Origin of the sequence: Variovorax paradoxus B4 (assembly GCF_000463015.1) — a bacterium.
GTDB classification, from domain to species: Bacteria; Pseudomonadota; Gammaproteobacteria; order Burkholderiales; family Burkholderiaceae_C; genus Variovorax; species Variovorax paradoxus_E.
Map to the genome: position 1 here is coordinate 451059 of NC_022234.1, position 13075 is coordinate 464133.

Consider the following 13075-nt stretch of genomic DNA (forward strand, 5'->3'; position numbering starts at 1 on the left):
TTCGCGGCACTGGCAGGCGCCGCCGCCGCATCCGCCGGCGCTCACCGGGCCACCCCCGTCGACTTGGCCACGGACCCGGCCGGCATCGTCTTCGGCGCCGAATGAGGCGCGGCACTCGGCGCGGCCGCCGATGCCGGCTTGCGCGGTGCCAGCGCGCGGCGGCTGCGCACCACCTGGTAGGGCCGGAAGACATAGCCCACCGTGGCGAAGCCGCTCCAGACATGCACCAGCCGCGTGAACGGGAAGATCAGGAAGATCGACATGCCGAGGAACATGTGGGCCTTGAAGACCCAGCTCGCGCCGTCCAGCAGTTCCACCGCACCGCCGCGGAAGGTGACGATGCGCTGCGCCCATTCGGCCAGCAGCACCATCATGCTGCCGTCCAGATGCTGGGCCGACAGGGGAATGGTGGCCAGGCCGAGCGCCAGCTGCAGCCACAGCAGGACCAGCAGCACGATGTCGCTGGTCTTGGAGTTGACGCGGATGCGCTCGTCGCCGAGGCGCCGGTGCAGCAGGATCGTGATGCCGATGAAGCCGAGCAGGCCGGCAATGCCGCCCGAGATCATCGCCATGAGCTGCTTGCTGCCGGCGCCGATGAAGGGCTCGTAGAGGAAGTGCGGCGTCAGCATGCCGACGCTGTGGCCGAAGAACAGGAACAGCACGCCCACGTGGAACAGGTTGCTGCCCCAGCGCAGCTGGCCGGCGCGCAGCAGCTGCGAGGAGTCGCTCTTCCAGGTGTACTGGTCGCGGTCGAACCGGATCAGGCTGCCGATGAAGAAGACGCTCAGGCAGATGTACGGATAGATGCCGAAGAGGAAATTGCTGAGGGCATTCATACGGGGGCTCCACTGGCGGCGGCCGCTGCCGTCTTGCGAACGATGTGGATGGGCTGCGCATCGCCGGGCCGGGCCTGGCCCTTCGTGCTGCAGCCGTCGAAGACGACGGGCTCGGCCCAGCTCTCGTCGATCGGCTGCTCGTCGGCCACCGCCACCGCTTCGGCCTTGTGGCCGGCCAGCTCGATGACGGCCGCCAGCACGCTCGCGTAGGCGCTCTCGCGCTTGCGCAGCGCGCTGAAGATGGACGCAAGGATGTGCGCCATCTCGCCCAGGAACGCGCGCGCCACCGCCGGCGGCTGCGTCGACGCGAACTCGAGCACCACGCACAGGTGGTCGGGCACTTCGTGCGGGCCGAGCAGCAGCCCGCATTTCTCGTAGGTCTGGGCTAGGTCGATCATGGCCGGGCCGCGCTCGCGCGAGTCGCCGTGCACATGCTCGAAGAGGTGCAGCGAGGTGCTGCGGCCGCGGTCGAACAGCTCCACGAACTGCGTCTCGGCCTCGATCGGATCGACCGAGACCAGCGCGCGGGCCAGTGCCCGCAGCTCCTTGCGGCGCGCCGGCGACAGCGCCGCTTCGGCGTCCATCGCATCGGCCAGCTGGGGCATCAGGGCGCGCGCCTGTGCATCGGGATAGCCGAGCAGCAGGGCGAGCGCGCGAAGGGTGTGGCGTTGGGTTTTCATCATGGCGCTCCCGGCGTCAGACCTTGGCGTGGATCGGAATCGTGCGGCGCTTGGCGGCGCCGAACAGGCTGGCTTCGGAGCTGCCGTCGGAGCAGCCGTTGCCGAACGAGAAGCCGCAGCCGCCCTTCATGTCGAAGGTGTTCTCGGCGTACTCGCGGTGCGTCGAGGGGATCACGAAGCGGTCTTCGTAGTTGGCGATGGCCATCACCTGGTACATCTCTTCCACCTGGGCGGCGCTCAAGCCGACCTGCGCCAGCACGGCGGGGTCCGCGAAGTTGTCGACGTGCTTGCCGCGCTGGTAGGTGCGCATGGCCAGCATGCGCTCGAGCGCCCGGATGACCGGCTCGGTGGCGCCCGCGGTCAGCAGGTTGGCCAGGTACTGCACCGGGATGCGCATCTGCGTGACGTCGGGAATCGCGCCCTTGGCGCCCACGTGCCCGGCGTTGGCGGCCGCGGTGATCGGCGACAGCGGCGGCACGTACCAGACCATCGGCAGCGTGCGGTACTCGGGGTGCAGCGGCAGCGCCACCTTCCACTCCATCGCCATCTTGTAGACCGGGCTGTTCCTCGCGCCTTCGAGCCAGGCCTCGGGGATGCCGTCGCGCCGGGCCTGCGCGATCACTTCCGGATCGTGCGGGTCGAGGAAGATGCCGAGCTGGGCTTCGTAGAGATCCTTCTCGTCCGGCACGCTGGCCGCTTCCTGGATGCGGTCGGCGTCGTACAGCACCACGCCGAGGTAGCGGATGCGCCCGACGCAGGTTTCGGAGCAGACGGTGGGCTGCCCGGCCTCGATACGCGGGTAGCAGAAGATGCACTTCTCGGCCTTGCCGCTTTGCCAGTTGTAGTAGATCTTCTTGTAGGGGCAGCCGGAGACGCACATGCGCCAGCCGCGGCACTTGTCCTGGTCAATCAGCACGATGCCGTCCTCCTCGCGCTTGTAGATCGAGCCCGAGGGGCAGGAGGCCACGCACGCCGGATTCAGGCAGTGCTCGCACAGCCTGGGCAGGTACATCATGAAGGTGTTCTCGAACTGGCCGACCATCTCCTTCTGCACCGCGTCGAAGCTGTCGAGGTTGGCGTCCTTGCTGCGCTTGGCGAACTCGCCGCCGAGGATCTCTTCCCAGTTCGGGCCCCATTCGATCTTCTCCATGCGCTTGCCGGTGATCAGGCTGCGCGGGCGCGCCGTCGGCGGCGCCTTCATCGTGGGCGCCGACTGCAGGTGCTCGTAGTCGAAGGTGAAGGGCTCGTAGTAGTCGTCGATCTGCGGCAGGTTGGGGTTGGAGAAGATGCGCATGAGCAGGCTCCACTTGCCGCCCTGGCGCGGCTCGATCGAGCCGTCGGGCTTGCGCACCCAGCCTCCCTGCCACTTGCCCTGGTTCTCCCATTCCTTGGGGTAGCCGATGCCGGGCTTGGTCTCGACGTTGTTGAACCAGGCGTACTCGACGCCGGGCCGACTGGTCCAGACGTTCTTGCAGGTGACCGAGCAGGTGTGGCAGCCGATGCACTTGTCCAGGTTCAGGACCATGCCGATTTGCGCGCGTATTTTCATCGTGGGTACCTCGTTCAGGCCGCCGTCGCGGCGGCCGCGTCGGCCACGTCCGCAGGCGTGTCGAGCCAGTCGACCTTGTTCATCTTGCGCACCACCACGAACTCGTCGCGGTTGGTGCCGATGGTTCCGTAGTAGTTGAAGCCGTAGCTCAGCTGCGCGTAGCCGCCGATCATGTGCGTGGGCTTCAGCACGATGCGCGTCACCGAGTTGTGGATGCCGCCGCGCGTGCCGGTGATCTCGGAGCCCGGCGTGTTGATGATTTTCTCCTGCGCGTGGTACATCATCACCATGCCCGGGTTGACGCGCTGGCTCACCACCGCGCGCGCCGCAATGGCGCCGTTGATGTTGAACAGCTCGACCCAGTCGTTGTCGACGATGCCGGCGCTCTTCGCGTCGTCCTCCGACAGCCACACCACCGGACCGCCGCGGTTGAGCGTGAGCATCAGCAGGTTGTCGGTGTACGTGGAGTGGATGCCCCACTTCTGGTGCGGCGTGATGAAGTTGAGCTGGATCTCCTTGTTGCCGTTGCTGCGGATGTTGTGGATGTCCTTCGTGGTCTTCAGGTCGACCGGGGGGCGGTAGACCGCCAGGCTTTCGCCGAACGCCCGCATCCACGGATGGTCCAGGTAGAACTGCTGGCGGCCGGTCAAGGTGCGCCATGGGATCAGCTCGTGGACGTTGGTGTAGCCGGCGTTGTAGGAGACCTTCTCGCTCTCGATGCCGCTCCAGGTGGGCGAGGAGATGATCTTGCGCGGCTGCGCCTGGATGTCGCGAAAGCGGATCTTCTCGTCCTCGCGGTAGACCGCCAGGTGGGTGTGGTCGCGCCCGGTCTGCTTGCCGAGGGCCTTCCACGCCTTCACGGCCACATGGCCGTTGGTTTCGGGCGCCAGCTGCAGCACGACCTCGCAGGCGTCGATGTCGGTGTCGATGCTCGGCATGCCCTGCGTGGCGCCGGCATCGGTGACGCGGCCGTTCAGGTTGCCGAGTTCGTCGACCTCGACTTCCGTGTTCCAGCCGATGCCCTTGCCGCCGTTGCCGATCTTCTTGAGCAGCGGGCCCAGGGCGGTGAAGCGCTTGTAGAGGTTCGGATAGTCGCGCTCCACGACCGCGATTTGCGGCGCGGTCTTGCCGGGGATGAGTTCGCACTCGCCGCGCTTCCAGTCGGCCACGCCGAAGGGCTGTGCCAGCTCGGCGGGCGAGTCGTGCATCAGCGGCGTGAGCACCACTTCCTTCTCGATGCCGAGATAGCCCGGGCACATGGCGCTGAAGGTGCGCGCGAAGCCCTTGTAGATCTCCCAGTCGCTGCGCGCCTGCCAGGCCGGATCGACCGCGGTCGACAGCGGATGGATGAAGGGGTGCATGTCGCTGGTGTTGAGGTCGTTCTTCTCGTACCAGGTGGCGGTCGGCAGCACGATGTCCGAGTAGAGGCAGGTGGTGCTCATGCGGAAGTCGAGCGTCACCAGCAGATCGAGCTTGCCCTCGGGCGCCTTGTCGTGCCAGACCACTTCGGTGGGCTTGGCGTCGTCGGGCCCGAGGTCCTTGCCCTGCACGCCGTGCGTGGTGCCCAGCAGGTGCTTGAGGAAGTACTCGTGCCCCTTGCCCGAGGAGCCCAGGATGTTGGAGCGCCACACGAACATGTTGCGCGGCCAGTTCGACGGGTGGTCGGGGTCTTCGCAGCTCATGCGCAGCGAGCCGTCCTTCAGCGCCTTGGCCGTGTAGGCTGCACCATCGATGCCGGCGGCCTGCGCGTCGCGCGCCACCTGCAGCGGATTGGTCTGCAGCTGCGGCGCCGACGGCAGCCAGCCCATGCGCTCGGCGCGCACGTTGTAGTCGATCATCGTGCCGGCGAACGCGGCCTTGTCGGCCAGCGGAGACAGCACTTCCTCCATGCCGAGCTTCTCGTAGCGCCACTGGTCGGTGTGTGCGTAGAAGAAGCTGGTCGAGTTCATCTGCCTCGGCGGGCGGATCCAGTCGAGCGCGAAGGCCAGCGGGGTCCAGCCGGTCTGCGGGCGCAGCTTTTCCTGGCCCACGTAATGGGCCCAGCCGCCGCCGCTCTGGCCGATGCAGCCGCACATCATCAGGATGTTGATGACGCCGCGGTAGTTCATGTCGCTGTGGTACCAGTGGTTCATGGCCGCGCCGATGATCACCATCGACTTGCCGTGCGTCTTCTCGGCGTTGGCCGCGAACTCGCGCGCCACGGTGATGACCTGGTCGCGCGGCACGCCGGTGATCTTTTCCTGCCAGGCCGGGGTGTAGGGCGCGTCGTCGTCGTAGCCGGCGGCGGCCATTTCGCCCGGCAGGCCGCGCGCCACGCCGTAGTTGGCCGCCTGCAGGTCGAACACGGTGGCGACCAGCGCGGCCTGGCCTTCCGCGCCGAGCGCGATGCGCTGGACCGGGACCGTGCGCACCAGCACGTCGGTTTGCGTGTTGTTCGGAAAGTGCTCGCTCTCGATACCGCCGAAGTAGGGGAATCCGATGCGAGCCGTCTGCACCGCGGCGCCTGGATGGTCGAGCAGCGACAGCGTGAGCTTCACGTCGCCGCCGCGCTCCGCTTCCTTGGCCTCGAGGTTCCACTGCCCGGCATCGGCACGGCCGTCCGCGCCCCAGCGAAAGCCGATGGCGCCCTGCGGCACCACCACCCGGCCGTCCTCGGCCAGTGCGACGGTCTTCCATTCGGGGTTGTTCGGCTGCCCGAGCCGGTCGTCGAAGTCCGAGGCCCGCACGTAGCGGTCGGGCACCATGACCTGTTCGCCCGAGGGCAGGGTGTGTGCCTTGAGCATGACCAGCATCGGCAGGTCGGTGTAGCGGCGCGCGTAGTCGTCGAAGTACGCGGTGCGCTTGTCGAAGTAGAACTCCTTGAGGATCACGTGGCCCATGGCCATGGCGACCGCGGCGTCGGTGCCCTGCTTGGGGTGCACCCACAGGTCCGACAGCTTGGCGACCTCGGAGTAGTCGGGCGTGATCGCAACCGTCTTGGCGCCCTTGTAGCGAACCTCGGTGAAGAAGTGCGCGTCCGGCGTGCGCGTCTGCGGCACGTTGGAACCCCAGGCGATGATGTAGGTGGAGTTGTACCAGTCGGCCGACTCCGGCACGTCGGTCTGCTCGCCCCACACCTGGGGGCTGGCCGGCGGCAGGTCGCAGTACCAGTCGTAGAAGCTCATGCACACGCCGCCGATCAGGCTCAGGTAGCGGCTGCCCGCGGCGTAGCTCACCATCGACATGGCGGGAATCGGCGAGAAGCCGATGATGCGGTCGGGCCCGTAGCGGCGGATGGTGTGGATGTTGCTGGCCGCGATGAGCTCGTTGACCTCGTCCCAGCCCGAGCGGGCGAAGCCGCCGAGGCCGCGCACGCTCTGGTAGCTGCGGCGCGTGGCCTCGTCCTGCACGATGGAGGCCCAGGCCTCGACGGGCGCGAGCGTCTTGCGCGCTTCGCGCCACGCCTTGAGCAGCGCGCCGCGGATCATCGGGTACTTGACGCGGTTGGCGCTGTACAGGTACCAGCTGTAGCTGGCGCCGCGGGCGCAGCCGCGCGGCTCGTGGTTGGGCATGTCCCAGCGGGTGCGCGGGTAGTCGGTCTGCTGGGTTTCCCAGGTGACGATGCCGCCCTTGACGTAGATCTTCCACGAGCAGGAGCCCGTGCAGTTCACGCCGTGCGTGCTGCGAACGATCTTGTCGTGCGCCCAGCGCGTGCGGTAGGCGTCCTCCCAGGTGCGGTCTTCGCCCGTGACCTGGCCGTGGCCCTCGGCGAAGGATTCGCGCGGCTGGGCGAAGTAGGTCAGGCGGTCGAGAAAGTGGCTCATCGTTTGTCTTTCGTCTTGATTCGATTGGCTCAGGGGTTCTTCACGTAGGCGCCGCGGCGCAGGTAGAACCACCAGTTGAGAACGAGGCACAGGGCATAGAACACGGCAAAGCCGTACATCGCGTACTGGGGCGTGCCGGCCTTGATCTGGGCGCCGATGACCACGGGCGCGATGAATGCGCCGTAGGCGGCGATGGCGGAGGTCCAGCCCAGCACCGGGCCGGCCCTGGCGCGGTCGAAGATCACACCGATGGTGCGGAAGGTGGAGCCGTTGCCGATGCCGCTGGCTGCGAACAGCAGCACGAACAGCAGCATGAAGGGCAGGAAATACTGTTCCGGCTGCGGCGAGCTGTAGGCCAGCAGCATCACGTAGCCCACGGCGGCCGAGGCCACCACCATCACCGCCGAGATCACCTGCGTGACGATCGAGCCGCCCACCTTGTCAGAGATCCAGCCACCCACCGGGCGGATCAGCGCGCCCACGAAGGGGCCGATCCACGCGTAGGTGAAGGCAGAAGGCGCGTTCGGGTTCTTCAGCGTGTGCTGCAGCACGCCGGCCGCGTCGGGCACGTGGCTGATGCCGAAGATGACCGCGATCGACAGCGGCAGCGCCATCGAGAAGCCGATGAAGGAGCCGAAGGTCACGATGTACAGCGCCGTCATCGACCACGTGTGCTTGTCGCGGAAGATCTCGAACTGCTTGGCGATGTTCTCCTTCATCGTGCCGAACGCGGCGAGCTTCATGGTGAACAGCGTGACCACGATGATCAGCGGCATGGCCACCCACATGTTGAGCAGGCCCAGGCCCGTGGGCGCCGGCAGGTACAGGTACAGGCCAGCAATCGCCGGGGCGAACGACAGCGTGTACAGCCAGATGATCTTCAGGAAGGCCTGGATCGCGCCGCCGGTATCGGGCGAGACGGTGTTCAGGTTGTTCATGCCGAACCAGCACAGGATCGACAGCGGCACCAGTGACAGCACCCAGGCGAAGCCCGCGTTCTGGATCCAGGTGGGCGTGCCGGCGGTGATCTTGCCCATGATCCAGCCGCTGTCCTTGAGCAGCGTCATGGGCTCGCCGCCGATGCTGCCCAGCAGGCCCACGGTCATCACCAGCGGGATGACGATCTGCATGGTGGTGACGCCGAAGTTGCCGATGCCCGCGTTCAGGCCCAGCGCGGTGCCTTGCAGGCGCTTGGGAAAGAAGGTGCTGATGTTGGACATCGAGCTGGCGAAGTTGCCGCCGCCCACGCCCGACCACAGCGCCATGAGCTGGAACACCCACAGCGGCCACTCCTTGTGCTGCAGCGCGATGCCGGTGCCGATGGCCGGCGCGAGCAGCATCGCCGTGGTCAGGAAGATGGTGTTGCGCCCGCCCGCCAGGCGGATCAGGAACGCGGCCGGGATGCGCATGGTGGCGCCGGCCAGGCCCGCGATGGCGGTGAGCGTGAACAGCTCGGCCTGGGTGAAGGGAAAGCCCAGGTTGTTCATCTGCACGGTGATGATTCCCCACATGCCCCACACCGCGAAGGCGCACAGCAGGGCGGGCACCGACAGCCACAGGTTGCGCCATGCGACGTGCCTGCCGGTGCTTTCCCAGAACTGCTCGTCCTCGGGGCGCCAGTCGGCGATGTCGGCGCGGCCGCCGGTTGTTCCCGGGGGAACGGCGATGGTGCGGGTGCTCATGATTCGGGTTCCAGGTTGAGGTTCGAGGTCCGTGCGCGCGCGCCACCCATGACCTGGGTGGCGCGCACTTCGGTCCAGTACATCCAGATGAGGGAGACCCACACGACGCCGTACATCAGCATGAAGGCGCTGGAGCGGACGCCGGTGAGGTCCATCAGCGCGCCAAACATGACGGGCAGCACGAAGCCGCCCAGCCCGCCGGCGAGCCCGACGACGCCGCTGATCGCGCCGATGTTGGTGGGATAGTCGTCGCTGATGTACTTGAAGACACTGGCCTTGCCGAAGGCCATGGCAATGCCGAGCACGAACATCAGCGCGGTGAAGCTGTAGACGTTCAGGCCGATGTGGAAGGTGCGCGGGCCGTTCACCGTGAGGAGCGTGAGATCGGTCTGCGGGTAGCTCAGCAGGAACAGGCAGATCCAGCACACCCACATCACCCACCAGGTGACGCTGTGCGCGCCGAACCTGTCGGACAGCCAGCCGCCGGCGGCGCGCAGTACGCCGCCCGGCAGCGAGAAACAGGCGGCCAGCAGCGCGGCGACGCGGATGTCCAGGCTGTACTCGCCGACGTAGTACTGCACCATCCACAGCGAGATGGCGACGTAGCCGCCGAACACGATGCTGTAGTACTGGCAGTAGCGCAGCACGCGCGGGTCCTTCAGTGTCCTGAGCTGGTCGGCAAAGCTGGCGCTCTTGCCCGTCAGGTGCGCGGGGTCGCTGGCGCTCAGCATCCAGAACAGGACCGTGGCGCCGAGCATGATCGCCGCGTAGACCTGCGGCACCACGGCCCAGCCGAAGGCCACCACGATGGCCGGCGCCACGAACTTGTTGACGGCCGCGCCCGAGTTGCCGGCGCCGTAGATGCCCATCGCAAGGCCTTGCCGGCTGCGCGGAAACCAGCGCGCGACATACGGCGTGCCGACAGAGAACGAGCCGCCCGCGAGTCCGACGAACATGCCCAGCACGATGAAGTGCCAATACTGCGTGGCGTAGGACATCAGCCAGATGGCGGGCACGGTGCAGGCCATGAGCAGCGTCATGACGATGCGCCCACCGAAGCGGTCGGTCCAGATGCCGAGCGGCACGCGCACCAGCGAGCCCGTGAGCACCGGCATCGCCGTCAACAGGCCGAACTCGGTCGCATTGAGGTTGAGGGCCTTGCGGATCGGGATGCCGATCACGCCGAACATCATCCAGACCATGAAGCAGACGGTGAACGCCAGCGTGCTCACCGCCAGCACGCGCCAGGCTTTGGCGGGCACGGCCTGTTGGGCCGATGGCGGCGAAAGTTCTGGTCTGGATGCGGTTGCGCGCTGCTGCACGATGGGTCTCCTGAAGGGCTACCGGAGCTTAGGAGCGGGCTTTCCGGGCGGCTTGATCCACATCAAGCGGCAGCGCTTACGCAAAGACACACTGGGCCATGGATCAAAACCCGCGAGCCCGGCCCGCACGGCCATACCCTGTGCTGGACGACGCACAGGGCTTCACGACGGCCGTGCTGCTGGTCGGGCTGGGGCTGGCCGTGCTTCGCAGCGCCCATCTGCTGACGGGCGGTCTTCCCGGCCTGGCCTTCGTGCTGAACTATGCGTCGGGCTGGCCCCTGGGGTGGACCCTGCTCATCGTGAACCTGCCCTTCATTGCCTTCGGCTGGCATGCATTCGGCTTGCGCTTCACGTGGAAGACCATGCTCGTCGTTGCCGGGCTGTCGCTGAGCGTCGAGGGGATAGGGCGAGTGCTCAGTGTGCATTCGGCGCACCCGCTGGCTGCGGCGGTCGCCGGCGGCCTGCTGATCGGCATCGGGCTGCTCATCCTGTTCCGCCATGGCGCGAGCCTCGGTGGATTCGGCGTGCTGGCGCTGTTCCTGCAGCGCCGCTACGGCTGGCGCACGGGCGCCGTGCAGATGGCGTGCGATGCCGCGATCGTGGCCTCGGCCTTCGCGCTCGTGGAGCCGCGCCGTGTCGGCTACTCGATCGTTTCGGCGGTGATGGTGAACCTGGTCCTGCTGTGGAACCACCGGCCCGGTGCGCAGGCGGCGCAATCGTTGAGCGGCATCAAGAAGCCACCCGCCGGGCATCGATAACCTTGCCGCCAGTTCCATCCTCAGAGGAGACCGCATGGCTGTCCTGGACCGATCCGATGCCATTTCGCTCGGCCTGCCTTTCATGGACCAGGCCCGCGGGCGCTTCGCCAGGCTGCTGGCGCAGGTGGAGGAGGCCGGCAACGCCGCGTTGCCGGCGGCCTGGCGCCATCTGCTCGCGTACGCCGCCGAGCTCTTCGCATGCGAGGACATCTGGATGCGGGCGTCCGGCTTTGCTGCGCGCAAGGATCACGCGGCCCAGCACCGCGTGGTGCTGGAGGTGATGCGCGAAGGTGCGGTGCATGCGGCCGAGGGGCGGCTTGCGCAGCTGCGGGAGATGGCGCGCCAGTTGAGGGTCTGGCATGAGGCGCGTGGCGGGACGATGGATGCGCCGCTGGCACGCCATCTGTGCAAGCGGCGGGCCGGCCGAGGGAGCGTCGCTGCGCGGCCGCGGGGCTCGCATGCGGCGCTGCGCGCCTAGACCGCGGTGCCGGGCAATTGCAGCCCGCCGCGCCCCGTGAGGCGCGCAGTGATCGCCGCCTTCAGCGGCGGAAGATGCTGCGCGCCGCGCAGGATCAGCTGCCGCGCAAGCCGTTGCGGTGCACCGGTGCTGGCATAGAGTCTCGCGACCGCATTCGTGCCGTGATAGACCGGCGCCGAGTCCCGGTGGTGCGCGCGCTCGTAGCCCGCCAGCACCGCGGCGTCGCCGATGTCCCGGTGGGCCGCGCGGGCGGCGCAGAGTGCATGGACCAGGGATGCGACGCTTTGCAAGCCGAGGTTGTAGCCGTGGGCCGTGACCGGATGCATGCCGACGGCCGCATCGCCAACGAGGGCGCTGCGCTGGCCCACGAAGCGCCGGGCATACGCGGCAACGAGCGGATAGGGAAAGCGCTTGCCGGCCAGTTGCATCCGGCCCAGCCGGCTGCGGAACTGGCGCTCGACGAGCAGCGCGAATTCACTTTCGGGCAATTGCATCAGCCGCTCGGCGGCCGCGGCGTCGGCGGTCACCACGACCGACGAGACATGGCCCACGGCGGGCAGCACTGCGAGCGTGCGCTCATAGCCGAAGCATTCGTAGGCCACGTCATGATGCGGCCGTTCGTGCTGCATCCGGCACACGATCATGGTGCGGCCGAAGTCGTGCATGTCGGCCGCGATGCCCAGCTGCTTGCGCGACCAGGAGAAGCGGTTGTCGGCCGCGACGAACAGGCGGCCCTGCAGCTGCTGCGGCAGGCCCGGCGAGGTTTCGAAGCCCAGCTCCACGTGGCTGGGATCGGTGGCGACGCGCAGCACGTGCGCGCGGTCGATCAGGCGCAGCCCCGGGCGCTGCGCCGCGGCCGCGAAGCTGACGCGGCGCAGTGCATGGTTCGGCACGATCCAGCCCAGGACCTCGGTGCCGGGGCCGCGCGGGGAAAAACTCAATGCCGCGTCCTGCCGGTCGCCATCGATGACGCGCGCTTCGCGGATGCATCCGATCTCTTCGGGCAGCAGGCGCTGCCACAGGCCCAATGCGCGCAAGGTGGCCACGCTGGCGTGGGTCAGCGCGATGTCGCGTCCGTCCTCGAGCGGGGCGGCCAGGGCTTCGCGCGGCTGCGCGTCGAGCACGGTGGCGGTGAAGCCGGCGTCGGTGAGGGCAATGGCCAGCGCCAGCCCGGCCGGGCCGGCACCGACGATGAGGGCGTCACGTTCTTGCTGCATGCGGTGTCTTGCGTAGATGAGGGGCCGGATGGGTGGGGCGGGGCAGCGGCGCGCGCCTTGACGGGCATCAAGGCCGGGGTCGCCGAGGGGGAGGGGTGTCGGAGAACGTGGGCAGCGCGGTGCCCGTGAACGCTTCGAGCACCGAGCCGACATTGCCGCAACCGTGAAGCGCGGCGACGATCGTGCGGAACAGCGGCTTGTACGGTTCGTCGGCTTCATGGCCCGCGAGCGGATCGCGATTCATGAGGAAGGCGGCGTCGAGTTCGGCCCATTCGTCGGCATTGAGCACCGACTCGGCGAGCGGCAGGATCTGCGTTTCCTCGACGCGCATGTGCGCCAGGTAGAAGTCGGCGTAGTGCCGCATCAGCTGCTCGAAATTGTCGCGCCGCATCTCGCACTGGACGGTCCCGCTCATCGTGCGGAACCCCAGCAGCGCGTGCTCGAGTTCGCGGATGGCGCACTCGCCGTGCGCGTGGTCGCGGTCGAGCTGATCGAGTACCGCGTCGATCCGCACGCTGCGTCCGCGCAGCTTCGGAAACAGCAGCAGGCTCTCCTTCGGATGGTGCAGCTTCTCCGGGAACTCGTCGACGTAGAACAGCATGGCTTGCAGGGCGTCGAAGTCGGGCAGGGTGCCGTGTCGCCGGTGTTCGCGCAGAAGCAGCGTGATCGAGCGCAGCATGGCCGACAGGCAGCGGTGCTCCTGGCGGATGACGATCAGGCTGCTGTGGGTCATGTGGCATCTCCCGGGAC

10 protein-coding genes are annotated in these 13075 nt (G+C 67.7%); 2 read left to right on the plus strand and 8 right to left on the minus strand.

All coding sequences use genetic code 11. The features are described from left to right. Positions 1-41 precede the first annotated feature (41 nt). The 6 genes from narI to VAPA_RS29340 are packed head-to-tail and all read right to left on the minus strand — an operon-like array spanning position 42 to position 9812. Positions 42-836, minus strand: a complete 795-nt coding sequence (narI, locus tag VAPA_RS29315) for a respiratory nitrate reductase subunit gamma (protein ID WP_021003840.1) — start codon at positions 834-836, stop codon at positions 42-44. Further along, positions 833-1516 carry a nitrate reductase molybdenum cofactor assembly chaperone gene (gene narJ, locus VAPA_RS29320; protein ID WP_080667026.1) on the minus strand — a complete coding sequence of 228 codons (684 nt, stop codon included), beginning with the start codon at positions 1514-1516 and terminating at the stop codon, positions 833-835. Before narJ ends, narI begins: the two co-directional genes overlap by 4 nt. Positions 1517-1532: 16 nt before the next feature. Next, positions 1533-3065, minus strand: coding sequence for a nitrate reductase subunit beta (narH, locus tag VAPA_RS29325; protein ID WP_021003842.1), 1533 nt, complete (start codon positions 3063-3065; stop codon positions 1533-1535). 14 nt (positions 3066-3079) lie between these two features. Then, complete coding sequence (locus VAPA_RS29330; RefSeq protein WP_021003843.1) at positions 3080-6868, minus strand: nitrate reductase subunit alpha; 3789 nt, start codon at positions 6866-6868, stop codon at positions 3080-3082. Positions 6869-6897: 29 nt separating this feature from the next. Continuing rightward, positions 6898-8550, minus strand: coding sequence for an MFS transporter (locus tag VAPA_RS29335; protein ID WP_021003844.1), 1653 nt, complete (start codon positions 8548-8550; stop codon positions 6898-6900). Continuing rightward, positions 8547-9812 carry an MFS transporter gene (locus VAPA_RS29340; RefSeq protein WP_155248170.1) on the minus strand — a complete coding sequence of 422 codons (1266 nt, stop codon included), beginning with the start codon at positions 9810-9812 and terminating at the stop codon, positions 8547-8549. The genes VAPA_RS29335 and VAPA_RS29340 overlap by 4 nt, the downstream gene beginning before the upstream one ends. A gap of 158 nt (positions 9813-9970) precedes the next feature. Here VAPA_RS29340 and VAPA_RS29345 point away from each other — a divergent pair, with 158 nt between their 5' ends. Both VAPA_RS29345 and VAPA_RS29350 read left to right on the plus strand, forming a co-directional pair. Further along, the gene (locus VAPA_RS29345; RefSeq protein ID WP_021003846.1) at positions 9971-10630 is read left to right on the plus strand and encodes a YitT family protein; all 660 of its coding nucleotides are present in this window, start codon (positions 9971-9973) and stop codon (positions 10628-10630) included. A gap of 34 nt (positions 10631-10664) precedes the next feature. Continuing rightward, on the plus strand, positions 10665-11108 hold the full coding sequence (locus VAPA_RS29350; RefSeq protein ID WP_021003847.1) for a bacteriohemerythrin: 444 nt from the start codon (positions 10665-10667) through the stop codon (positions 11106-11108). On the opposite strand, the gene ubiM is transcribed toward VAPA_RS29350, so the two are convergent. Continuing rightward, positions 11105-12325 carry a 5-demethoxyubiquinol-8 5-hydroxylase UbiM gene (gene ubiM / locus VAPA_RS29355; RefSeq protein ID WP_021003848.1) on the minus strand — a complete coding sequence of 407 codons (1221 nt, stop codon included), beginning with the start codon at positions 12323-12325 and terminating at the stop codon, positions 11105-11107. The two genes, VAPA_RS29350 and ubiM, sit on opposite strands and share 4 nt — an antisense overlap. A 67-nt stretch (positions 12326-12392) precedes the next feature. Then, the gene (locus tag VAPA_RS29360) at positions 12393-13058 is read right to left on the minus strand and encodes a hemerythrin domain-containing protein (RefSeq protein ID WP_021003849.1); all 666 of its coding nucleotides are present in this window, start codon (positions 13056-13058) and stop codon (positions 12393-12395) included. Positions 13059-13075: the final 17 nt, after the last annotated feature.

Bases quoted from the DNA above. Each gene is read 5' to 3' on its own strand.
- narI (WP_021003840.1), bottom strand. From the start codon at position 836: ATGAATGCCCTCAGCAATTTCCTCTTCGGCATCTATCCGTACATCTGC.
- narJ (WP_080667026.1), bottom strand. From the start codon at position 1,516: ATGAAAACCCAACGCCACACCCTTCGCGCGCTCGCCCTGCTGCTCGGC.
- narH (WP_021003842.1), bottom strand. From the start codon at position 3,065: ATGAAAATACGCGCGCAAATCGGCATGGTCCTGAACCTGGACAAGTGC.
- VAPA_RS29330 (WP_021003843.1), bottom strand. From the start codon at position 6,868: ATGAGCCACTTTCTCGACCGCCTGACCTACTTCGCCCAGCCGCGCGAA.
- VAPA_RS29335 (WP_021003844.1), bottom strand. From the start codon at position 8,550: ATGAGCACCCGCACCATCGCCGTTCCCCCGGGAACAACCGGCGGCCGC.
- VAPA_RS29345 (WP_021003846.1), top strand. From the start codon at position 9,971: ATGGATCAAAACCCGCGAGCCCGGCCCGCACGGCCATACCCTGTGCTG.
- VAPA_RS29350 (WP_021003847.1), top strand. From the start codon at position 10,665: ATGGCTGTCCTGGACCGATCCGATGCCATTTCGCTCGGCCTGCCTTTC.
- ubiM (WP_021003848.1), bottom strand. From the start codon at position 12,325: ATGCAGCAAGAACGTGACGCCCTCATCGTCGGTGCCGGCCCGGCCGGG.
- VAPA_RS29360 (WP_021003849.1), bottom strand. From the start codon at position 13,058: ATGACCCACAGCAGCCTGATCGTCATCCGCCAGGAGCACCGCTGCCTG.